Annotated in this window: 21 protein-coding genes and 1 riboswitch; of the genes, 16 read left to right on the forward strand and 5 right to left on the reverse strand. The window is 57.1% G+C overall.

The features are described 5' to 3' along the window. Positions 1 to 169: 169 nt before the first annotated feature. The 3 genes from QWJ34_RS02720 to QWJ34_RS02730 all read left to right on the forward strand — a co-directional run bounded on the left by QWJ34_RS02720 (position 170) and on the right by QWJ34_RS02730 (position 2,967). A complete protein-coding gene (locus QWJ34_RS02720; protein WP_302725504.1) occupies positions 170 to 1,525 on the forward strand; it encodes a glucose-6-phosphate isomerase in 1,356 nt (451 codons plus the stop codon). A 201-nt stretch (positions 1,526 to 1,726) separates the two neighbouring features. Further along, positions 1,727 to 2,359 (forward strand): YigZ family protein, encoded by a 633-nt coding sequence (locus QWJ34_RS02725; RefSeq protein WP_302725836.1) that lies wholly within the window; start codon positions 1,727 to 1,729, stop codon positions 2,357 to 2,359. Between the two features lie 5 nt (positions 2,360 to 2,364). After that, positions 2,365 to 2,967, forward strand: a complete 603-nt coding sequence (locus QWJ34_RS02730; RefSeq protein ID WP_302725505.1) for a TetR/AcrR family transcriptional regulator — start codon at positions 2,365 to 2,367, stop codon at positions 2,965 to 2,967. A gap of 169 nt (positions 2,968 to 3,136) precedes the next feature. On the opposite strand, the gene QWJ34_RS02735 is transcribed toward QWJ34_RS02730, so the two are convergent. Both QWJ34_RS02735 and QWJ34_RS02740 read right to left on the reverse strand, forming a co-directional pair. Further along, positions 3,137 to 4,162: an Rpn family recombination-promoting nuclease/putative transposase gene (locus QWJ34_RS02735; protein WP_483314234.1), complete on the reverse strand. Its 1,026-nt coding sequence runs from the start codon at positions 4,160 to 4,162 to the stop codon at positions 3,137 to 3,139. A gap of 33 nt (positions 4,163 to 4,195) precedes the next feature. Further along, positions 4,196 to 4,597 carry a secondary thiamine-phosphate synthase enzyme YjbQ gene (locus tag QWJ34_RS02740; RefSeq protein ID WP_302725507.1) on the reverse strand — a complete coding sequence of 134 codons (402 nt, stop codon included), beginning with the start codon at positions 4,595 to 4,597 and terminating at the stop codon, positions 4,196 to 4,198. Between the two features lie 292 nt (positions 4,598 to 4,889). Between QWJ34_RS02740 and cysT the strand changes: the two genes are divergently transcribed. The 4 genes from cysT to QWJ34_RS02760 all read left to right on the forward strand — a co-directional run bounded on the left by cysT (position 4,890) and on the right by QWJ34_RS02760 (position 8,821). After that, positions 4,890 to 5,723 (forward strand): sulfate ABC transporter permease subunit CysT, encoded by an 834-nt coding sequence (cysT, locus tag QWJ34_RS02745; protein ID WP_302725508.1) that lies wholly within the window; start codon positions 4,890 to 4,892, stop codon positions 5,721 to 5,723. 3 nt (positions 5,724 to 5,726) lie between these two features. Further along, the gene (locus tag QWJ34_RS02750) at positions 5,727 to 6,524 is read left to right on the forward strand and encodes a sulfate ABC transporter permease subunit (RefSeq protein WP_302725509.1); all 798 of its coding nucleotides are present in this window, start codon (positions 5,727 to 5,729) and stop codon (positions 6,522 to 6,524) included. A gap of 1 nt (position 6,525) precedes the next feature. Continuing rightward, on the forward strand, positions 6,526 to 7,593 hold the full coding sequence (locus QWJ34_RS02755; RefSeq protein ID WP_302725510.1) for a sulfate/molybdate ABC transporter ATP-binding protein: 1,068 nt from the start codon (positions 6,526 to 6,528) through the stop codon (positions 7,591 to 7,593). 64 nt (positions 7,594 to 7,657) lie between these two features. Then, entirely contained in the window at positions 7,658 to 8,821 is a 1,164-nt protein-coding gene (locus tag QWJ34_RS02760) for a sulfate ABC transporter substrate-binding protein (RefSeq protein ID WP_302725511.1), read from the forward strand. A 412-nt stretch (positions 8,822 to 9,233) separates the two neighbouring features. Here the strand turns inward: QWJ34_RS02760 and QWJ34_RS02765 are convergent, their stop codons facing one another. Next, positions 9,234 to 9,443, reverse strand: coding sequence for a hypothetical protein (locus QWJ34_RS02765; RefSeq protein ID WP_302725512.1), 210 nt, complete (start codon positions 9,441 to 9,443; stop codon positions 9,234 to 9,236). A 188-nt stretch (positions 9,444 to 9,631) separates the two neighbouring features. Here QWJ34_RS02765 and QWJ34_RS02770 point away from each other — a divergent pair, with 188 nt between their 5' ends. The 8 genes from QWJ34_RS02770 to QWJ34_RS02805 all read left to right on the forward strand — a co-directional run bounded on the left by QWJ34_RS02770 (position 9,632) and on the right by QWJ34_RS02805 (position 19,732). Beyond that, positions 9,632 to 10,432, forward strand: a complete 801-nt coding sequence (locus QWJ34_RS02770; protein WP_302725513.1) for an MBL fold metallo-hydrolase — start codon at positions 9,632 to 9,634, stop codon at positions 10,430 to 10,432. 142 nt (positions 10,433 to 10,574) lie between these two features. Further along, positions 10,575 to 10,895 (forward strand): hypothetical protein, encoded by a 321-nt coding sequence (locus tag QWJ34_RS02775; protein WP_302725514.1) that lies wholly within the window; start codon positions 10,575 to 10,577, stop codon positions 10,893 to 10,895. 225 nt (positions 10,896 to 11,120) lie between these two features. Then, a complete protein-coding gene (locus QWJ34_RS02780; RefSeq protein WP_302725515.1) occupies positions 11,121 to 13,343 on the forward strand; it encodes a helix-turn-helix domain-containing protein in 2,223 nt (740 codons plus the stop codon). A 284-nt stretch (positions 13,344 to 13,627) separates the two neighbouring features. Continuing rightward, a complete protein-coding gene (locus QWJ34_RS02785) occupies positions 13,628 to 14,521 on the forward strand; it encodes an ABC transporter permease (protein ID WP_302725516.1) in 894 nt (297 codons plus the stop codon). Between the two features lie 18 nt (positions 14,522 to 14,539). Then, a complete protein-coding gene (locus QWJ34_RS02790) occupies positions 14,540 to 15,415 on the forward strand; it encodes a carbohydrate ABC transporter permease (protein ID WP_302725517.1) in 876 nt (291 codons plus the stop codon). 24 nt (positions 15,416 to 15,439) lie between these two features. Continuing rightward, the gene (locus QWJ34_RS02795; RefSeq protein WP_302725518.1) at positions 15,440 to 17,065 is read left to right on the forward strand and encodes an extracellular solute-binding protein; all 1,626 of its coding nucleotides are present in this window, start codon (positions 15,440 to 15,442) and stop codon (positions 17,063 to 17,065) included. A gap of 20 nt (positions 17,066 to 17,085) precedes the next feature. Continuing rightward, the gene (locus QWJ34_RS02800; RefSeq protein ID WP_302725519.1) at positions 17,086 to 17,994 is read left to right on the forward strand and encodes a family 43 glycosylhydrolase; all 909 of its coding nucleotides are present in this window, start codon (positions 17,086 to 17,088) and stop codon (positions 17,992 to 17,994) included. A 979-nt stretch (positions 17,995 to 18,973) separates the two neighbouring features. Then, positions 18,974 to 19,732: a hypothetical protein gene (locus QWJ34_RS02805; RefSeq protein WP_302725520.1), complete on the forward strand. Its 759-nt coding sequence runs from the start codon at positions 18,974 to 18,976 to the stop codon at positions 19,730 to 19,732. Between the two features lie 150 nt (positions 19,733 to 19,882). Here the strand turns inward: QWJ34_RS02805 and QWJ34_RS02810 are convergent, their stop codons facing one another. Then, positions 19,883 to 20,686: a Cof-type HAD-IIB family hydrolase gene (locus QWJ34_RS02810; protein WP_302725521.1), complete on the reverse strand. Its 804-nt coding sequence runs from the start codon at positions 20,684 to 20,686 to the stop codon at positions 19,883 to 19,885. Between the two features lie 45 nt (positions 20,687 to 20,731). Next, positions 20,732 to 21,736, reverse strand: a complete 1,005-nt coding sequence (gene lplA / locus QWJ34_RS02815) for a lipoate--protein ligase (RefSeq protein ID WP_302725522.1) — start codon at positions 21,734 to 21,736, stop codon at positions 20,732 to 20,734. Between the two features lie 261 nt (positions 21,737 to 21,997). Between lplA and QWJ34_RS02820 the strand changes: the two genes are divergently transcribed. Further along, entirely contained in the window at positions 21,998 to 22,186 is a 189-nt protein-coding gene (locus tag QWJ34_RS02820) for a hypothetical protein (protein WP_302725523.1), read from the forward strand. Positions 22,187 to 22,529: 343 nt separating this feature from the next. Continuing rightward, positions 22,530 to 22,715: riboswitch (cobalamin riboswitch) on the forward strand. Positions 22,716 to 22,863: the final 148 nt, after the last annotated feature.

The following is a 22,863-nucleotide window of genomic DNA, read 5'->3' on the forward strand; positions in this document are numbered from 1 at the left end:
TTCGACGGGCGCCTGCCGACGCGGCTTTGAGCCGGATTTTTTCTCTTCGCAGTGTGACCGACCAAGCTTGTCAGTAACCCCGAAATCCAGTATGCTGGTTCTGGATGTTTGACAGCAATACGCATGAGTAGGCACCGCAAGCCGCAAATTTAGAGGAGGCTTTTCCATTATGTCCAAAAACGTTCATTTCGATTACAGCAAAGCGCTCGGATTCGTCGCGCAGCACGAAGTCGACTACTTCGCGGAACCGATCAAACTCGCGCACGAGCAGCTTCATAACAAGACCGGCGTAGGCTCGGATTTCCTGGGCTGGATCGATCTGCCGAAAGAATACGACAAAGAAGAATTCGCCCGCATCAAGAAAGCGGCGGAGAAGATTCAAAGCGACTCCGAAGTGCTGATCGTAATCGGTATCGGCGGTTCGTACCTCGGCGCGCGCGCCGCGATCGAAATGCTGACAAACTCGTTCTACAATACGCAGGATAAATCCCAACGCAAGACCCCGCAGGTCTTTTTCGCCGGCAACAGCATCAGCTCGACGTATATCGCGCATCTGCTGCAGCTGATCGAAGGCAAAGACTTCTCCGTAAACGTCATTTCCAAATCCGGCACGACGACGGAACCGGCGATCGCCTTCCGTATTTTCCGCGCCGCTCTGGAGAAGAAATACGGCAAAGAAGAAGCCCGCAAACGCATCTACGCGACAACGGACAAAGCCCGCGGCGCGCTGAAAAAGCTGGCGACCGAAGAAGGCTACGAATCGTTCGTGATTCCGGACGACGTGGGCGGACGCTACTCCGTGCTGACGGCTGTCGGCCTGCTGCCGATCGCGGCTGCCGGCGTGGACATCGACGCCATGATGCAGGGCGCGGCCGACGCGTCGGACGAATTCTCGAATCCGAACGTGGCCGAGAACGAAGCGTACCAGTACGCCGCCGTCCGCAACGCGCTGTACCGCAAAGGCAAAGGCACGGAAATCCTCGTGAACTACGAGCCGTCGCTGCACTTCGTATCGGAATGGTGGAAACAGCTGTTCGGCGAAAGCGAAGGCAAAGACTTCAAAGGCATCTACCCGTCTTCCGTGGACTTTTCGACCGACCTGCACTCCATGGGCCAATTTATCCAGGAAGGCAGCCGGAACATTTTCGAAACGGTCATCCAGGTTGAAAATGTAGCCGAGCAGATCACGATCGAAGAAGATGCGGACGATCTGGACGGTCTGAACTTCCTTGCCGGCAAAACGATGGACTTCGTCAACAAAAAAGCGTTCCAGGGCACGATGCTGGCGCACACCGACGGCCAGGTGCCGAACCTGATCGTCAATATCAAAGACTTCAGCCCGTACACCTTCGGCTATCTGGTCTACTTCTTCGAGAAAGCGGTCGGCATCAGCGGCTACCTGCTGGGCGTCAACCCGTTTGACCAGCCGGGCGTCGAAGCGTACAAGAAGAACATGTTCGCGCTGCTCGGCAAACCGGGCTTCGAGAAAGAAAAAGCCGAACTGGAGTCGCGCCTGTCCGAATAATTCTGCGGAATAATTCTGACATGAATCTTTACGGAAACGTGAATTCCTGTTTTAATAAGAGAATAACCACCGGTTAATTCGTTTTCGGACGAGCTGCCGGACCAAACAGAGGAAAGCAGTTCACCCATCCGAATCGCGGATTTATCGCGCATGCGGACCAGGGGAACTGCTTTCTACTATAAGGAAAGGTTCGAGTCGTTTATGCTGGAACGTTACAAGACTGTCAGGCAGGAAGGGCAGCGGGAGATTGTGATTCGCAAGTCGCGCTTTATCGGTCACATCCGGCCGGTGCAGACGGAAGAAGAAGCCGCAGCTTTTATCGAACAAATCAAGAAACGCCATCGCGACGCTACTCACAACTGTTCGGCTTATCTGCTCGGCGAGCGCGATGAAATCCAGAAACAGTCGGACGACGGGGAACCGAGCGGCACGGCCGGCAAGCCGATTCTGGAGGTCTTAAAGAACCGGGAACTCAAAAATGTGGCGGTCGTCGTTACCCGGTATTTCGGCGGGATTATGCTCGGCGCGGGAGGATTGATCCGGGCTTATGCGGACGGAGCCGTGGCGGCGGTCGAAGCCGGCGGTGAGATTGCGAGAGTGCTGCATACCGAAGTATTCGTTACGATCGATTATACGTGGCACGGCAAAGTGGAAAACGAGCTGCGCAGCCGCGAAGTCCGTACGGGAGAGACGCAGTTTACCGATAAAGTGACACTGCTCTGCCTGCCGCTTGCGGCGGAGACGGACCGCTTCGTTTCCTGGATCACGGATATTACCCAGGGACAGGCCGACGTATCGAAGGGAGAACCGGTTTACTACATCGAAGGGGAATAACGACTATGGCGAGAAGAGCAGTGGAGCAGGAATTGTCGCGTGAGCGAATCTTGGAAGCGGCCAGGCATTTGTTCATCACCAAAGGGTACCGTGCCATCTCCATGCGCAGTATCGGTCAGCATCTGGGATACAGCCATGGTTCGCTCTACTATCATTTCAAAGAAAAAGCGGAGCTGTTTTACGCCATCGTCGTCGAGGATTTCGGTTATTTGTCCAGCTGTCTAAACAGCGTCGTGACGGGACCGGAAACCGGAGGGTTTACACGCACGGAGCTGCTGCTGCTGGAATTTATCCGTTTCGGGTTGGACCGGCCGCATCAGTACGAGATTATGTTTATGACGCGCGACGAAGAGCTGCTGGCATACTGCCGCAGCGAACAGGGCCGATGTCTGGAGCTGTTTGCTTCGATCGTACGCGGACATCTGGACCCCGGCCTGCATACGGAAGAATCGCTCAAGAGCGTTCCGCTGAGTCTGTTTTTGTCCGCGCACGGTTTTATCTCGTATTACATTCAGGAAAAAGCAACCTTTGAAGAAGTCCGTTCCGCCGCCGTGACGCATGTGCGCATTTTATGCGAAAGTCTGCATCTGGCCGCTTCAAGGCGTTGAAAGGTTAATCTGGAAACGCTTTGCTGCGTTCTTGTGCGGGTGTGCACGATCTTCGCTGTGCCGTTCCGCAGGAACTATTGCAAAAAGCCGCTTTCCCGTATCCGGTTCTAAAACCGGGTAACGCGGAAAACGGCTTTTTGCGCGCGCGGTTTGCGTAAAGGGCCAAAGGTCAGTCTTCGGCTTGCAGCTGTTCGATTCGCTCCAGCGGCAGTCCCGAAGCTTCGGCGGCTTCCTGCGGAGTCATGCCCATTTTCAGCAGACGGCGCGCCGTATCTTCAATCCCTTTTTGAATGCCCCGTTCGATGCCCTGTTCGATGCCCTGTTCGATGCCCTGTTCGATGCCCTGCTCAATGCCCCGTTCAATGCCTTGCTCAATGCCCTGGCGAACCCCTTGCTCCAGTCCGGTTTTGAATCCGTAGATCTCTGCGTTTTTGGCCGCGTTCATTAAGGAAGCCTGATCGCGAAGAAACTTTTGCCGGGCTTCGTACTCCATTCGCAGCTGTTTATCCTGGCTCAGAAATTCCAGAGTCGTCATCACCTTTTTCAGTTTCGGTTCGTTCATCGTAAGCACCTCCCATTGATCATGATCGACGCCTTTCAGAAATAAAAGCCAGTTGGATAGTCCACCTTCTTCCAAAACAATCTGCCGTTCTTCAAGCTTGGGAAGTTCCAAAAAGTGAATCTCGATATCATCGGTCAACGAAATATCCGAACGATCTTCGCGCAGATGAAATACACTGTGGTACAGATCGTTAGGCAGCATTGTGAAATCCACGATATTGATCGTTACGCAGCGTTTGAGCGAATCGTAAGACTGACCTTCAACCAGCTGCCCGCCGTACTGCTTGCTCCAATAGAAGAGCGTTCTTTTCTCCATATCGTAACGGTTAAACAGCTGCATTTCAACATTAATCAATTCGCCTTCCGTCGTGCGGGCTCGGATGTCGAGAATCGATTGTTTATCGCTCGGCGAATCTTTGTCCGTATAAGGGTTCAGCAGGATAATTTCGCTTAGAGGAGGCTGCCCCGATTCCGTAAAAGTCCGATTTAGGAAAGCCAACAGGACATCCCGATTCTCTTCGCTGCCGAAAATACGTTTAAACAAAAAGTCGTTGCGCGGATCGAGCAGTTCCAACTTAATCAGCTCCGTTTTCTTTTTATTATAAAAGAAAAGCGGTGAAAAGGGAACATTCATTCGTATTTTTTGGTTTGTATCTATATTCGAAATCTACCCCTCCACAATCTTCACCTGAAACGTCCGCGAGCGCGGCCCGTCGAACTCGCAGAAGTAAATGCCCTGCCAGCGTCCGAGCAGCAGCCTTCCGTTCTCGATGATAACCGTCTGCGACGAACCGCAGGTGATTGCTTTGAGGTGGGAAGCGGTGTTGCCTTCGGCGTGGCGGTACTTCGGGTGCTCCCATGGATAAACCTCGTCCAGGATCATCAAGATATCGCGCTTGACGTCCGGATCGGCATTCTCGTTGATCGCGATCCCGGCGGTGGTATGCGGACAGTACACGACGGCGAGGCCGCTTTTTACGCCGCTCTGGCGCACCAGATTCGAGACCTGGGGCGTAATATCCAGAATCTCGTCGCGGCGGGAAGTCGAAAGTTCCAGCTTATGCAGCATAATAAATTCCTCCTTTTCGGACTCTTGTATTGCTTTGCTTCTTTATCTATACCCGCCAGCCGGGAACCTGTTTCGAACCGAAACGCAGATCGAAACAGACTTCCGGCTCCCGCAATCGTTTGCGTTCCCGCCGCAATGTTTATTCCTTTTTGAAAAAAAGTGTTTGACGCCCGATGGTTAACCCTGATACATTATGCAATAAGTTAAACCGACTAGACTAATGGGAATAATGAAAAGAAATCAGGCAAACGATTGCGGAACCGGCGGATGCCGAATTTCGGCTCGTTTCCAAATGGAGGAGTATCCGGTGCAAACGTCATGGCTGCGTCACAAAGGCTGGACCTACGGTTTCCGTACGACGGTCCTGCTGTACTTTGTTATTCTGATCGTGCTGCCTATCGCTGGCGTGTACGTGTATTCCTTTTCGGAAGGCTGGGGACCGTTCTGGGAAAATGTCTCCGACCCCATCGCCTGGAAAGCGGTGCTGCTGACGATCAAACTTGCGCTTATCGCCACCGTAATCAATATTTTGCTCGGGACGATGATCGGCTGGGTGCTGGTGCGCTACCGGTTCGCCGGGCGGGCGGTGCTGAACAGCCTGGTCGATCTGCCGTTCGCGCTGCCGACGGCTGTCGGCGGGCTGATGATCCTGCTGCTGCTCGGTCCGAACAGTTGGGCGGGAAGCGTCGCCGAGCGGCTCGGCTTCGATATCGTGTTCCACCAGCCGGCGATCGTGATCGCGATGGTGTTCGTCACGTTTCCGTTTGTAATCCGCGCGATTCAGCCGCTGCTGGAGGAGATGGACGCGTCGGCGGAAGAAGCTTCGTATACGCTGGGCGCTTCGCGGGCGGCGACTTTTTGGCGCGTTATCCTGCCGCAGATCGCGCCGGGCATCGCGGGCGGCGGCATGCTGGCGTTCTCGCGGGCGCTGGCGGAATTCGGGGCCGTCGTGCTGGTCGCGGGCAATATTCCGGCCAAAACGCTTACCGCGTCCGTGTTTATCTACGGCGAGGTCGAGAGCGACAACAATCTGGGCGCGGCCGCCGTATCGGTGCTGCTGCTGACTTTGTCGCTGCTGATCCTTTGGCTCATTAACCGGGTGCAGCGCAGAGGAGGTCGGGCGTAAACGATGAAAAAACTGTGGATTGTGCTGACTTACCTCGTATTCGCCGTTCTGCTGGTTGCGCCGCTGGTCAAAATGACGCAAAGCGCGTTCGCGGAAGGATGGAGAGGCTTCGTAGAAGCCGCGACCCGTCCCGAAGCGCTGCACGCGCTGATGATGACGGGATTCGTTGTCGTATGCGTAACGCTGCTCAACGGCATTTTCGGTATTATGACGGCGCTCTATCTAGTGCGCGGCAAATGGCTCGGACGCCGTCTGCGCGCGATGATGAACAGCATCGTCGATCTGCCGTATGCGGTCTCGCCGGTGATCGGGGGGCTGATGATCGTGCTGCTGGTCGGACCGGATACGGCGATCGGCGCTTTTTTCGAAGGGATCGGTTTCAAGATCGTCTACGCTTTTCCGGGCATGGTGATCGCGACGCTGTTCGTGACGTTTCCGCTGATGGTGCGCGAGATTATGCCGGTGCTCGAAGAAATCGGCGACGATCAGGAGCAGGCTTCGGCCACGCTCGGCGCGTACGGCTGGACGACGTTTCGCCGCGTGACGTGGCCGTCGATCCGCTGGGGCGTCGCCTACGGGACGGTGCTGACGGTGGCGCGTTCGATGGGCGAATTCGGCGCGGTGCTGGTCGTGTCGGGCAACATCATCAACCGGACGCAGACCGCGACGACGCTGGTGTACCAGGACGTGGAGAACTTCGATATCGCGGCGGCCGGAGGCATCGCGCTCATCCTGGCGGCGTTCTCGGCGGGTCTGCTGCTGCTGATGGAATGGACGAAGAAAAGAAGGGAAGTGCACTGAGATGCAGCATGTGGAGGTACGCGGTCTCGATAAACATTTCGGCGGGTTCCATGCGGTCAAGGACGTGTCGTTCGATATTCAAAAAGGACATCTGATCGGCCTGCTCGGCCCGAGCGGCGGCGGCAAAACGTCGATCCTGCGCATGCTGGCGGGACTGGAAAGTCCGGACGCCGGCGAGATTCTGTTCCACGGCACAAAGGTCAACGATCTGCCGCCGCAGGAACGGGGCATCGGATTCGTATTCCAGAATTACGCGCTGTTCAAGCATATGACGGTATTCGAGAATATCGCGTACGGATTGAAAGTCAAAAAAGCGCCGAAAGCGCAGATTCGCGAGCGGGTGGCGGAACTGGTCGAACTGACCGGCTTGAAAGGCTTCGAGCAGCGCTATCCGCAGCAGCTTTCCGGCGGACAGCGGCAGCGGGTGGCGTTCGCCCGGGCGCTCGCGCCGGAGCCGCAGCTGCTGCTGCTCGACGAGCCGTTCGCGGCGATCGACGCCAAGATCCGCCAGGAGCTGCGTTCCTGGCTGCGCGAATTGATCGAGCGGGTGGGCATCACCTCGATCTTCGTCACGCACGACCAGGACGAAGCGATCGAAGTCGCCGACGAGATCATGGTGATCGGTCAGGGCCGGGTCGAGCAGAAAGGCACGCCGTGGGATATCTACAAAGAACCGGCGACGCCGTTCGTCGCTTCGTTCATCGGCGAATCGACACGGATCGAGCACGCCGCGGAGCTGCACGGATTCGACCGGGCGGCGGCCGCGCCGGGCACGCAGGCGCTGATTCGCCCCGAATACGTCGAAGTCGGACGGCCGAGCGAGTTCAGCCTGCTGTCGGCGACGGAAGAAGGCACGGTGCGGCACCTGCATTTCCGCGGCAGCCAGTGGCTGGTCGAGGTGCAGGTCGGGCAGCAAAGCCTGATTACGTACCGCTCGCTGGAGAAAGAAGCGCTTCAAGTCGGCGATCCGGTTCGCGTCATGGTGCACCGGGCTTATCTGTACAACGACGAGCGAAGCTGGATCGCCGAGAACCGGTTCAAAGCCGATCCGATGTCGATGATGATCTGACATGCCGGGATTATATTCGCAGGACGCGGGGCCAGGAACCACTTTAAACAAGGGTGTGAAGCGGATGACACGCAAAGATATACAGCAAAAAGTCAAAGCGGGGCTGCGTGCGGACCGCGATAATTCCGCCGCGGCGTTTGCGCAAAAAACGCGGGAATCCGGACGCGCTCTGCCGCTCAAGCGCCTGCCGACGCTGCTGGGCGTGCTGGCGCTGCTCGGCTCGCTGCTCGCGGGCTGCGCCGGTTCGGGATCGGCCGAAGAAGACGGCAGCGGCGCGCAGGCGCCCAAAGGCGATGTGACGCTCGTCGTCGGCGCCTACAGCGTGGTGAAAGATTCGGTGCAGGATATCATTCCGCTGTTCCAGCAAAAATGGAAAGAAGAAACCGGCCAAACCGTCGTATTCCAGGAATCGTACGAAGCGTCCGGCACGCAGGCGCGGGCGATCGTCGGCGGCTTCGAAGCCGATGTGACTCTGCTGTCGCTCGAAGGCGATATCGACAAGCTGACCAAAGCGAAGCTGGTAAACGAAGACTGGAAAAATAAACCCGACAGCGGCATGATTACCCGCTCCGTCGCTGTGATCGGCACGCGAGAAGGCAATCCGCTGGGCATCAGAAGTTTCGCCGATCTGGCGAAGCCGGGCGTCAAAGTGCTGTACCCGAATCCCAAAACGTCGGGCGGGGCCCAGTGGGACATCAACGCTATCTACGGCGCAGGATTGAAGGAATCGGAACGCGAAACCGGCCGAAAAGACCCGGCGTTCGCCAAAAACTTTCTGAAGGCTGTGCACGCCAATATCGAGTCGCTGGACAAAAGCGGCCGCGCTTCGATGGCCGCGTTCGAATACGGCGTGGGCGACGCGCTGGTCACGTACGAGAACGAGCTGCTGGCGCGCATCGCCAAAGGCGCGAAATACGAAGTCGTCGTGCCGGACGATACGATCCTGATCGAGAATCCGGCCGCGGTGGTCGACGCCAACGTGGACAAGCACGGCACGCGCGAAGTCGCGGAAGCGTTCCTCGATTTCCTCTGGTCCGCCGAAGCGCAGCGGGTATTCGCCGAGAACGGGTTCCGGCCGGTGGACCCGGAGGTTTATAAAGAGTTTGCTAAAAATTACCCGAACCCGAAAGGGATGTTCGATATTGAGTATCTTGGGGGTTGGGGGGAAGTGCGGGAAGAGTTGTATTCGAAGCGGGGGGTATGGTATCAGGTGTTGGCGGGGGTCTGAGGGGCGCTCGCTGATTCCGCTTTGTCACTCCGGCTCGTTTTCCTCCCCCTTGATTGGAATAAGAGATTTAGAGGAAGGGGAGGAAAGCCGAAAGTCGTTCCAAATCGGAATCAGCTCGCTGCGCAGTCCCCGCGAGGAGGGGCGGGGAAGGCAGGCACGCTCTATCCGCTCCGCCGGCAAGGACGTGGGCTCGCGTGCCGCATTGCCGAGATCAAGGGCAAGGACGTGGGCTCGCGTGCCGCATTGCCGAGATCAAGGGCAAGGGCAAGGGCAAGGGCAAGGGCAAGGGCAAGGGCAAGGGCAAGGGCAAGGGCAAGAGCGTGGGCTCGCGTACGCATCGCCGAGATCAAGGGCAAGGCAAGGATCAAGACATGGGCTCGCGTACGCATCGCCTGGAGAGAAGGCGATGCGTTTATTTTCTGCGTTTACCGCCGTTGAGGGCCAGGGTTAGGTAGATAATACCGCCGATGATCGCGCCGGCGATCAGGGCAGCGACGAGGGAAGAGGTAAGGATGCTCAAGAATCCGGCAATTCCGGGGTGTTTGGCAATTTCGGTCAAGCCCAGGAAGAAGACGAGTACGGTCGGGATCAGGAAAGATTTGGACTTCAGGAAATTTTTCATGCGGGCTCCTTTCGAGCGGCGGGAATTCGGATGATGCGGCGAAAGCCGCTTTTTCCATTATAGCGTAGAGAGGGAAGTTCGTCTGAGGGAGTTTTTCGGGCGGGAAAAGGTGGGGTATAATCGGGGGATGATACAATGGAAAGAAGATAAGAGTCCTAACAGTATAAGTTTGGGAAGGTGAAGGGTAGATGACGGGAGAACGGCTGGTATTCTGGGGGACCGGGGACGCGATGGGCGTGCCGAGGGTATACTGCGGCTGCGGGGTTTGCGAAGAAGCGAGAAGCGGAGGCGTCAACCGGAGGATGAGATCGCTGGTGCGTGTGGAGAACGGGGAAGGAGGCTTTCTGATCGACTGCGGGCCGGACTGGAAAGCACAGATGGAGATGAACGGGCTCCGGACGGTGGATACGATTCTGGTGACGCATGCCCATTTCGATCATATCGGCGGGCTGCCGGAGTGGGCGGATCAATGCAGATGGACGGGAATGCGCGGGAAGCTGTTTGCGCCGGCGGAAGTGCTGGAAGCGATCCGGGAGCGCAATCCGTGGCTGGACCGGAATCTGGAGCTGAAAGAAACGGAGCCGGGGTTGAATTTGGGCGGTTGGAGCGTGTTTGGCTGGAAAGTCAATCACGGGCAGAACGGTTACTCATATGCGTACCGGCTGGAGAAAAGGAACTTCGTCTGGGCGTACTGTTCGGATTCGATCGGGCTGTCCGAAGAAGAGATCGAGCCGCTGCGCGGACTGGATCTGCTGGTGCTGGGGACGAGCTTTGTTCGGGAAGACGCAGAGTACGCCACGCGTTCGGTGTACGATATGCGCGAAGCGGCGGAACTGCTGGCGGAGATCCGGCCGAAGCGGGCGCTTTATACGCATATGTCGCACGACGTGGACCTGACGAATCCGCCGGAGCTGCCCGGAGGAGCGGCGCTGGCCCGGGCGGGGCTGGAGGTTGGGCTGGAACGGCATGATCGCAAGGAAGGGCAGTAAGAACAATGGTGGCCGGACGCCTCGTGCGGGTAAATAACCGTATATCCCCGCGGAGCAGGCGGATACGACGCAGGGCACGAAGCCGCTAAAGCGGCCCGACGCCCGCGCCGCCTGCTTCGCTTTGCAAAAAGGAGGGCCGATCATGTGGCTCGTTAATCCGGCGGAAACTTTTTCCGATCCGACCTTCCGCTTTGTCTGGCTGCTTGAGTTGATCGTTTTACTGGCTTTGATCGTAACGGCGATGCGCTTTACCCGCCGCGCCTGGATCAGCGCCGCCGTTCTGCTCGGTATCGGGCTGCTCGCGACGCTGCCCGGCTTGGTCTACCGGCTGTTCAATCCCGATCCGCAAGGGGCGTTGATCGATATTCCGCTGCTGTTCATGTTTCCGCTGATGGCGGTAAGCCTTGTATGGGCGATTGCCGCCTGGGCGGTTCGATTGTCGAGAAAAAGAACGGCGCATTAAAAAGATCCCAACGAAAGCCCGCTTCGAACGGGAAGGCGCAAAGCCGAATCGAAGCGGGCTTTTTTTGCGTATTCGCAAGTTCAGCCCCGCCGGCGGATGGTATAATGTTTCCAACAGTATACGGCGGTACGGCCCGCGCGCCGACCGGCACGGCTGCGCGCCGCCGCCGGCTTTCGGTGCCCAAACAGAAGCTGCCGGCCGCGAAAGGGGTTCGTCCGATCCGGAATGAAAAGAAAATGGTTTTACCGCCTGCTGCTGTCCTACGCGCCGATTCTGCTGCTGATCGTTCTGGCGCTGATTGTGTTCTTCTATTTGAAATGGAACGCCGAAACCAAAGTGCGCATGCAGAATACGAACGAGCTGTTCGCTTCCCATGTAGTCAGCGTGCTGGATTCGCCGATGAAAACGATCGAGCGTTTCGTGGTCCAGCAGATGCTGACCGACGAGCGGGTCCAGGAGTATCTGTACAGCACCGATCCGGCGACGCCTTACGAAGTATCGCAAATTTCCGAGCGTTTGACGAATATGAAAACGCTCTTTCCGATCACCGGCGACGTCTATTTGTATAAAACGTCCGCGGACGAAGTCATTACGACCAGCGCGCTGTTCAAATCCGGGACTGCGTTCGCGGATCGCGAATTTCTCCGCCGGGCTATGGACGGCGGCGGAGCGCGCTGGTCCGCGCCGCGTTCTTTCCGCCAGTTCGAAGCGGAAGCGCCGACCGAAGTCGTATCGCTGGTCAAACGCGTGCCCGTGACTTCGGCTGCGGGCAAAGGGCTGATCGTCGTCAACGTGCAGATCGACGCGGTCCGGCGTTCGCTGCAAACGATCAATCGGGACGCGCCCGGCTATCTGGCGCTGAGCGGCGCGCTGGAAGAACCGATTTACGCCGCGGACGAGCCGATGCCGGAAGAATGGGAGCTCAGCGGGGCGGAATCTTCGTATACCGGCTGGCATCTGTCCGCCGGTATTCCCCAGTCCGATGCGCGCCTGGCTTCGATCTTTCTCAACACCTGGGCGCTGCCGACGCTGGCCGTGATCCTGCTCGGCATTCTCGTCCTGACTTACGTCACCCATCGCAACTACAAGCCGATCGAACAGATCATGATGCAGCTCGACCGGTATACGCTGAAGCGCAGCCTGCAGATCGGGCGAAGCGACAGCCATAACGAATTTCATTTTATTTCGACCGCGCTCGACAATCTGATGGAGCGCTCGAACGAATTCGAAGCCCGGCACCGCGACGATCTGATGATCCGCAAACGCTACTGGTTCTACGAGCTGCTGGACGGAAACTTCTCCCTGTCCGGCGCGGAATGGAAGCGGGAAGCGCAGGAACTCGGGCTGCCGGACGCGTTTGACTCCACTCTCGTCGCCGTTACGGTGCTGGATAACCGCGAACGGTTCGATTCCGCCTACAGCAAACGCGACCAGACGCTGCTGAAGTTCGTCGTGCAGGGCGTCTGGGACGAGATTTGCGGCAATCACGGCATGAAAGCCTGGTCGGAGTGGAAAGAAGACGAGCAGCTGTGCTCCATCTTGTATCTCGGCGAACGAAGCGACGCGGCGTCGGTGCTGCGGGTGGCCGGCGAACTGAAAGACTGGGTGGAAAACAACCTCCAATTCACCGTTTCGCTGTACCTCGGCACAACCGCCGAAGGCAGCGAAGAGATTCCGCGTTCGTACCTGGCCGCTTTGCAGGCGGGACAGTACCGGACGGTGCACGGGTACAACCGGATCTATCCGGCTTCGGAATGGCGGCTGGCCGCCAAAGGCGATCTGCACGCGCATCTCACGGCGGTCAAGCGGCTCGTCCAGGCGATCCGCGCCGCCGACGCGGGCTGGACGGAGCTGCTGCACAGTTTGTTTGCGAATATCAAGCGAGACGAGCTGCCGCGCGAGCGGCGGGGCGAGATCATCGGCTACTTGTTTTATTTGCTGGACAAAGAAAGCGAAGAACTGCCGGAGAAACTGCGGACCGGCTGGACGGAAGCGCTCGGCCGCTACCCGTCCGCCGCGATTCAAAGCCGGGAGCTGAACGACGATATGGAGCACAGTCTGCTTCCGCTGCTGCGCGATCTGGCGGATGCGGTGCGTCGGTGGCGCGAAGCAGACAGCGGATCGGCGCCCGTGGAGCAGATCGTCGATTACCTGAACCGCGAATTCGCCAACTCGGCGCTTTCGCTCGATCATCTCGGCGATGTGTTCGGCATGTCTCCGCGCGCGGTGAGCAAGCTGTTCAAAGCGGGGACGGGCATCCGCTTCGTGGATTACGTCATGGAACTGCGGATGAAGAAAGCGGAGCTGCTGCTGCGGGAAACGGGACTGCCCGTCCAGACCGTCGGCGAGCAGGTGGGCTATCCCCAGGTGATTTCGTTTATCCGCACGTTCAAACGCTATGCGGGAGTGACGCCGGGCGAGTACCGCAAGCTTCCGGAGCGCCCGTGACGCAAAAGTTTAGCGGGGAGAAATGTTTATCGGCCGGCGAAAGGCGCGCAAAGACGGGGCGCGCCCGCCGGCTTTTTAACGTCTTTTTTCAGGAAGAAACCGCGCCGCGTAAGCGTATGAACGCAAATGCTTATCCCGGGAAAATTGAAAATTGTTCCTCCGGCCGCCTTCCCCTATAGTCAAAGTGTGCCCGGAACGATCCTGCAGGAGTCCGCACATTTCCGATACTTATCCGGCGAGGGAGCGTATGCGCCCCGCTTGCCGCGATCGAAGGAGGCGGTTCCATGAGCCGGACCTGGAGGCGGAATCTTCCCCTCTTGCTGATGTTCGTGCCCGTTATTTTATTTTTCGTCGTATTCAAGTACGTACCGATCGGCGGAGCGATTATCGCATTCAAGAAATACAATCTGATGGAAGGCGTTCTGCACAGCCCGTGGGTAGGCATGGACAATTTCCGCATGCTGTTCAGCACGCCGACGACGCTGGAGATCATCCGCAATACGCTGATGCTGAGTCTGCTGTCGATCGTGGTCGGGTTTCCGTTTCCGATCGTTCTGGCGATTCTGCTCAACGAAGTGGGCCGCATGTGGTTCAAACGGATCGTCCAAACGCTGGTATATCTGCCGCACTTTTTCTCCTGGATTATTGTAAGCGGCATCATCGTGACGGTATTCTCGCAGCAAAACGGGCTGGTGAACGGAATCTGGGAAAGCCTGACCGGCCAATCGTATCCGTTTCTGTACCGCGAAGGCTCGTGGCTGTCGATCTTCGTCGGCTCGGGCGTCTGGAAAGAAGCCGGCTTCAGCGCCATTATTTATCTGGCCGCGCTCAGCGGCATCGATCCCACGCTGTACGAAGCGGCCGAGATGGACGGAGCGTCCAGATGGAGGCAGATGTGGCATGTGACGCTTCCCGGTCTTCGGGTAACGATCGTGCTGATGCTGATTCTGTCGCTCGGACGAGTGATGGAAGTCGGTTTCGACCAGGTGTATATGCTGCAAAACTCGTCGGTGTCGGACATCTCCGAGGTCATCAGCACCTATATTTACAAAGTCGGTCTGATGGGCTCGCAGTTCAGCCTGACCGCCGCGATCGGACTGTTCGAGTCGCTGGTGGGTCTGGTGCTGGTGCTCGGCGCCAACGCCGTCGCCAAGAAGTTCGGCAGTGGATTATGGTAAAAGAAAGGAGCGGCCGCTATGAGAAAATCGCTCGGTGAGCGTATCGGCCAGGCGGGTGTCTACATCGTATTGAGCGCGGCCGGGCTGCTGTGCCTGCTGCCGCTTGTGCATATCGCGTCGATGTCCCTCAGTTCGCTGCAGGCCGTATCGGCGGGCAAAGTTACCCTGTACCCGGTGGACTTCTCTTTCTCGGCGTACCGGCAGCTGTTCGAAGGAACCTCGATCGTGAACGCTTTCGTCAACAGCGTGGTCATCACGGTGGTCGGCGTCGCGCTCAGCATGCTGTTTACGATCCTGGCGGCTTATCCGCTGACCCGGTCTTACTTCTGGGGCCGCCAGGCGTTTACGATGGGCATCGTATTCACGATGCTGTTCGGCGGCGGGTTGATCCCGACTTACTTGACCGTGCGCAATCTGGGTCTGATCGACAGCTACTGGGCGTTATGGCTGCCGGGTCTGGTCAGCGTGTTCAATCTGTTGGTGCTGCGCAGTTTTATGCAAAATATCCCGGAAGAAGTCGACGACGCCGCCCGGATCGACGGGTGCGGAGAATGGCGCTATCTGCTGCGGATCGTGCTTCCTCTGTCAACTCCCGTGCTTGCGACGCTGGCTTTGTTCTACGGCGTGGGCTACTGGAACTCGTTTTTCAACGTGCTGATGTATATCAATACGCCGGACAAATACAATATCGCCGTGCTGGTCCAGCAGATGATCCAGAGTCAGATGATGCTGGCGCAGATGAGCACGTCGAGTTCGTCGGAGAATCTGGTCCTGTCGCCGGACATGGTCAATTCGGCCGCCATTATCGTGATGGTCCTGCCGATGCTGGTCGTTTACCCGTTTTTGCAAAAGCATTTTGTCAAAGGTGTCATGATCGGCGCCGTGAAAGGATAATTGATAATCGGGGAGGCATATGCGATGAAAATGGCGAAGTCCGCAAAAGCCGCGGCATTGGCCGCGGCGCTGCTGACAGTGACGGTGCTGTCGGCATGCAGTAAAGACGAAGTAACGGCCGACAAAGCGGCTAAGGAAGGCGAGAAGCCGAATCTGACCGTATCGATGTACGACCGGGGCAATGTGCCGAAAGAGATGGGCACGATCGACAATAACCGCTGGACGAAATGGCTAAACGAAAACGTTCCGGTCAATGCGCAGTATATCCCGATCCCGCGCGGCGAATCGGTACAGAAACTGAATCTGCTGTTCGCGTCGGGGGACGCGCCGGACGTGGTATTCGAATTCGATACGGGCTTTCGCAACCAGCTCTATCAGCAGAAGCAGCTGCTGCCCGTGGACGACCTGATCGAGAAATACAGTACCAACTACAAAGAACTGATGGAGAAATATCCGGTCATGAAGAAAGCCGCCGTCAAACCGGACGGGAAAATGTACGAATTCGGCCGCGTCGGCTACCTGACAGGCTTCCAGGCGCTGTTTATCCGGCAGGACTGGCTGGACAATCTGGGTTTGAAAGCGCCGGAAACGGCGGAGGAATTTTTTGAAGTCGCCAAAGCGTTTACCGAGCAGGACCCGGACGGCAACGGCGTGAACGATACCTTCGGCACCGCGCTGAGCGGCGAGACCGGCGGCACGATCGGCACCATGTTCCAGAGTGTCGGCTGGGTGCTGCAGGACGGCAAACTGGTGCGCGCCTGGGACCAGGCGAACGCCGCCAACGACTTCAAGAAGCGTTTATACGACGCCGGCACGGTGGACAAAGACTTCCTCGCCGACAAGAACGGGCAGAAAGCGCAGCAGGACTGGAACAACGGCAAGATTGGCATCTTCGTCGGCCGCACCATCGATCTGGCGAACGTCGGCCAGTACTATGAGCAGCTGAAGAAAAACGTGCCGGAAGCCGAAGTCAAAGCGATCAAACTGCCGAGCTCCGAATTCGGCCGCTTTGCGATCGGGGTCAACAATCCGGTGCAGATGACGACCGTGATCAACGCCAACGCCAAAAACCCGGAAGCCGCTATGCAGTATATCGACTTTATGGCTTCGAAAGAAGCCGTGGACATGCTTCGCTTCGGCGAAGAAGGCGTCGATTCGGTCAAAGGCGAAAACGGCTGTCTGCGCCCGATCGACGGCGAGAAATTCAATCAGGAAGTCGCCTGGAATCTCGACTTTCAGCTGCTGCTTTCCCGGGTCGAAATGGGCGAATGCGGCAGCATCCTGAGCCAACTGGACCCTTCCAAGCCGCTGGAGAAAGAATTTATGGAGCTGGTCAAAGAAAACGACGAAGCCAACCTGAGCCCGGATGTGGAATATGCGTCGATCACGCACGGCGAGCATATGCCGACGCTGCCGGACGATCTGAGCGTCATCAACGCCAACGTGTCCAAGATCGACGATATTTACAATAAGGCGATCACGTCCGGCTCCGCTTATACGGTGGACCAGGCGTATGCGGATGCGCTGAATTTGTGGAAGAAGTCCGGGGGCGAACAGCTTGAGACGTTCTACGCCGACTGGTACGACACCAATAAAGACACGGCTTTCCTGGCCAAAGACATGTGGGAATTTATCGAACCGAAGAAATAAGCGAAACGAGGAGGAACGGCATGAAGTTTACGGATACCGACCGCGGGCACGCGCACGCCAAAGACCCCGCGGTCGTCAGGCTGAACGACGTTTATTATCTCTACTATACGCTGATCCTGCACGATTCCGCCGGCGAATGGTCAGGCCGGGGAATCGGGATCGCGCGCAGCGGCAATCTGCAAGATTGGGTCAAGATCGGCGAGGTGCCGATCGAACAGGAATGCGAGCGAAACGGCATCTGCGCGCCCGGCGCCATCGTGCTGGACGGCCGCGTGCACCTATTCTACCAGAGCTACGGCAACGGGCCCAAAGACGCGATCTGCCACGCGATTTCCGAAGACGGCGTTCATTTTGCCAAAGACGCTTCGAATCCCGTATTCTCCCCGCACGGAGACTGGAATAACGGCCGGGCGATCGACGCGGACGTGATCGTCCGGGAAGACCGGCTGCTGCTTTATTTCGCCACGCGCGATCCGCTGGGCAAAGTACAGATGCAGGGCGTGGCCGGCGCGGCGCTGGATTCCGGCTTCGGACGAGCAGCCTGGACGCAGCTGTGCTCGGAATCGATCCTGAAGCCCGAGCTTGCATGGGAACAGGATTGTATCGAAGCGGCGGCCCTGTGCGAGCACGGCGGCAAATTGTATATGTTCTACGGAGGCGCCTACAATAACGCTCCGCAGCAGATCGGCTGCGCGGTCAGCGAAGACGGCGTGCGCTGGGAGCGGATTTCCGACGAGCCGTTTCTGCGAAGCGGCGAGCCGGGCAGCTGGAACTCCAGCGAATCGGGCCATCCGTTCGTATTCGCGGACGACGACGGCCGGACGTATCTGTTCTTCCAGGGCAACAACGACGGAGGACGCTCCTGGTATTTGTCGATGGCGGAGATCGGGTGGGAGAATGGGCTGCCGTACATAAAACCGGCTGCTTGATTGTAGAGAAAGTCCTATTCGTAAAAAAAGCATGGGGTCTGTGGGAGAGATTCGTTCGCATGTACTTTCGATATGTCTTTCTTCGAAAGTCTTGACTGCATTGAATTTCTCTCTTCGCTTAACGGCTTTACTTTAAATCGTACTTCCTCAGCACCGAAACAGCCGGATATAAGTCCGGCTGTTTTGGTGCTGTCAGATTGTCGAGAACGATTGGATGTAAACCTGATTAGACAATACTTTGTCGACTCTTGATCCGCGGTTTATGTTCGCCTGAAACGCACACGCTTTAGGTGCGATTCCATCCTGAGACTTCGTACACGGATTGGGTACGAATCTCAGGCGAATATAGCCTTACCTTTGGCGCTGACAAGGCAGCAGGTTCGATTGGAAGGAAAGGCCGGGGAATAGGCTGGAGCAATAAAGCGAGCGGCAGGGCGAATCCAAATAGCTGCGTATAGGCCCTTATTCCGGCTTAATCTTACGTTTTTGAGAAAATAACTGCGCTGATACAATTATTTCGAGCATTTCCGCTTCGATTCGGCTTTTGGCTCCCGAATAGCTGCACCAGCGTCGCTATTTGAAAAAATCGAAGAGTTTCGCCCAAAATAAGTGTACCTGTGCCGCTATTTTCCGTTTGGGACACCGGCTGTTTTGGTGTTGGGGTAGGCCGTGCATGCAAACGCAGCGACGTGCATCTTTACCTGCCTTTTCGGCCTCTAATGAACCGTACCTAAAGCGTGTACGCTTCATTCAACGAATGAACCGTACCTAAAGCGTGTACGCTTCATTCAAAGGCGGGGTCTCTTTCCCTAGACGTGTCCCGGCCCGCCTTCGGAAAAGTTCCTTGCCGAAAACCAAAATTCAACTAAATCTGCATCTTTCGAAGTTTGAAGACACTCCCTGGAAAGCGAAAAGAACATCCTTAATGTATAATATGGAAGATACATAAAAGATTGAAAGAAGGAGAGTGAGTTCGACGATGAATATCTATTCGCATCTTGAAGAGAAGAAGGATAAACGGAAAAATCGTTTTCGAGGCGGGGTTGGGAGATTGGCGGGGCTGCTGCTGGTTCTATTGCTTCTGGGCACGGCCGTGCTGCCGGCCGGAAGGTCGGAGGCCGCGGAAACGGAGATCGATGCCGCCAAGGCGAAGTCGATCAGCCGGCTTTCGTTTCCGATACGGGACGACAAGAAGCATCTTTACAGGATTTATATTTTTGCGTCCGACGAGAAGAAAAGCGTAACGACGCAGGACGATGCCTGGGCGGGGGCTTCGCCGGGAGACGTGATCTATTCCGGTTCTTATCGGGCGGCGCTGGTGAAAAACGGCCGGAAGACCGGCGTCGTGCAGAAAGTGAATTTGAATCTCCGCACAATCAATACGACAAGAAACGAAAGCTTCCGCCTGCAGGGCGACGGGAAAAGCCGGCCGGATCTACTGTTTCTTTCGCAGGCGGCCGCTTCCAATGTCAATGAAATTTACGGTTTTGTCATTACCGGCGGCACACTGCATTCGCTCGACTTTGCCAGCGAGACCGGCGTCAGCCGGGGCAGGGACGGTTACGCGGCGCCTAAAGAAGCAATGCGAGGACTCAGCGGGAACCGGATACAAACCCGTTTTTACAACAATGCGACGTGGAATTACTCTTTCGATACGTACAAGCTCGATATAAAGTCGCTGCAGCTGCGGCATGTAGGCAGTGTGAGTCGTCCCGATTACGAATGGCCGAACGTCTAGGCGACGCGGGCGCAGCCGGATACGCATTGAAAAAAAGCTGCAACGATATACAAATACGCAAATACAAAAATAAGCAAAAGCCCGGAAGCCGATAGGCTCCCGGGCTTGTTTCGTTATAGGCGTTTATTTCCGGCAAGCCGCCGCTCCGGCTCAGTTCTTGCCCAGCACGAACTTGTCGATGACCACTTTCACGCCGTCGTCGTTGTTGCCCAGCGTGATATAATCGGCGATCGCTTTGAGTGGTTCGATCGCGTTGCCCATGGCGACGCCGAGGCCGGCGGCTTCGAGCATTTCGTGGTCGTTCCACGAGTCGCCGATGGCGATCGTTTCTTCGAGTGTGCAGCCGAAATAGTCGGCCAGGAACGCCAGCGCGTGTCCCTTCGTGCCTTCATGGTGCATGATTTCGAGAAAATGCGGCTTGGACTTGGTGATATGCACCTGGTCGCCGAGCAGTTCGCGCAGCTTCGGCGCCAGCTCGTCGAGGAATGCCGGATCGTCGATAATGAGCATTTTCGGCGTCGGCTGCGAGAACAATTTTTCAAAGTCCGGTTCGATGTAGTAGCGCGTGTTGTTGAGCTGCGAGTAAGCGGTCAGCCGCTCGTTCTCTTCGCGCGCGTACAGTTTGTCGTCGATATACGTTTGCAGATGCAGATTGTGGTCCAGGCAGTATTTGCCCAGCTTCAGCGCGGCTTCGACCGGCACATGGCGCTCCAGCAGCACTTTGCCGTCGAGCAGATTCTTGACCAGCGCGCCCTGGTAGGTGATGATCGGGACGTTGAGGCCCGTTTGCGCGGCGAGCTGTTTGGCGGAAGCGTAAGCGCGGCCGGTGGCCAGCGTTACGACCGCACCGGCTTCGACCGCCTGCTCCAAAGCGGCCTGGGTCGCCGGCGTGACCTGTTTGTCGTCGTTGATGAGCGTGTCGTCGATGTCGATGGCAATCAGTTTATAAGTCATGGTTTCTCTCCCGTTCTATGTCTGTGTCTTGGTTGGTTCCGACGTTCAGTCTTCCAGGAATACCAGGCCGACGAAGTCGTCCGTTTCGATACTGCCGAAGTAATGCTTGAGGTTGACGCCTTCCAGCGCCGCGCGGATCTCCGACTCTTCATAGCGCTTGCCGCGCAGCAGGTCCGCTACTTCCGACGCGTCGCCCACGCCGAAGAAATCGCCGAAGATGGTGATATCCTCGATGCGGCCGTTTTTGACGTCCATGCGCAGATCGATGATGCCCACCGGGAACTTCTTGGCGTGCTTGACGTTGTATTCCGGCGACTGGCCGTAGTTCCAATCCCAGTTTTTGTAGCGTTCCTCGGAGATTTCATGGATTTTTTTCCAATCGTCTTCGGTCAGCTTGTACTGCGGCACTTGATCCGGCTCGGTCTTGAAAATATGCCGCAGGATGCTGCCTCGGAATTGCTCCAGCGTCATCGGCTGGTTCAGGAATTCGGAGATGTTGGCGACGCGGCTGCGGACCGATTTGGTGCTTTTGGATTTGAATTTTTCCGGGTTCGCTTTGAGCGCCGAATGCACGTTGTCCAGCTCCGAGTCGAACATCAGGGTGCCGTGGCTGAACATGCGTCCGCGCGTGGAGAACTGGGCGTTGCCCGAGATCTTCTGTTCGCCGACCTGCAGGTCGTTGCGGCCCGACAGCTGGGCGTCGACGCCCAGTTCGCGCAGCGCTTCGACCATCGGCTCGGTGAATTTGCGGAAGTTATGAAAAGATTGTCCGTCGTCCTGGGTCAGGAAGCTGAAATTCAGGTTGCCCAGATCGTGGTAAACCGCGCCGCCGCCCGATAAACGACGCACGACGTGGATATGGTTGTCTTTGACGTACTCCGCATTGATCTCCTCGACCGTGTTCTGGTGCTTGCCGATAATGATCGACGGTTCGTTGATATAGAACAGCAGATAGCTGTCGCCGTCCATCGGCAGATGGCGCAGTACGAACTCTTCGATGGCCAGGTTGATCCGCGGATCGTGAATGCCCTGATTGTCGATAAAAAGCATGATTTTGCCTCCCGTTTCGTTTTCTTGCCTGCTTATTGCCTCATTCTATTGTAAACCAAACAAATTGCCGAACACCAGCAAAGAACGCCGGCCGCGGCATAAAAATGCAGGACGATCGGCCGCGAAGCGCGGACGGAAGCGGGCAAAAGGGGCTTTTTTTCGTTTAACGGGCCCGGAAGGCGGGTAAAGCATAACTATCCTCACCAACACCAATAAGCGAAGCGCCGGAAACGGCGGCTGGCGAATAGGAGGTTGAACACGATGGACGAGAAAGCCAAAGCGCTGCTGGATCAGAAGAAAGAACACGACCAGGGCGGACAGCTGAGAAATTTCGTGGAGAATCAGGTGGAAGGCACGGGCAAGTCGGTTCCGGAAGGAATCGAGGCGACCAAAGACCAGCACCAGGATCAGCAGAACCGGCTCAAAGACCAGCAGAACATGCGGAAATAAAGCGCAGCTGTAGGATTCGGGCCATTAGGGCATCATCGACAAAGACAACGACGTTTGGATATGAAAACACACGACAAAAACCGTTTTGCGGGACTCCGTTGCAGGAGAGGCGCAGAACGGTTTTTTATATGGACGAAAAATGCGGCGGAGCGGAAAGGTATACCCAAAAGCGGAGCGTGCCGGCGCGCCGTTTCGCGTTTGCGGGGCGGGCTCGGCTGTTGTGCGGTCCGGCGCGATCCTCTATAATCGGGAAGAGCGGGTTTCGCCGAGGCGAAGCTCCCGAACCCAACCCTATCCAGTACAGCTGCCGAGGTCCCGCACGGCGGCGGATGCGGCCGACCGGCGGAACCGGCCGGAGCCGCGCCGCTCTGCGGGTGAAAAGGGAAGCCGGTGCAAATCCGGCGCGGTCCCGCCACTGTAACACGGAAGGAATCCACGATGCCATTGCGTAAACGCGAGAAGGCGGGTTCCGTCGTCTGATGCCGGACGTTCCGTGAGCCAGGAGACCTGCCCGGCAGCCCCGATGTCGGATTCCGTTCTTCGAGGAAAGAGCGTCCGTGCACGTATGCCTGTTTTGAAGCGGTCCTCCCGCCGATTTTTTTCGATGCGGGTCGGGGCTCTCTTGGCGTGCGTCCCGAACGAAGCCCTTCCCGACGCTTACGGTGCGGACAAGGGCT

This window comes from Saccharibacillus sp. CPCC 101409 (assembly GCF_030518235.1).
GTDB lineage: Bacteria > Bacillota > Bacilli > Paenibacillales > Paenibacillaceae > Saccharibacillus.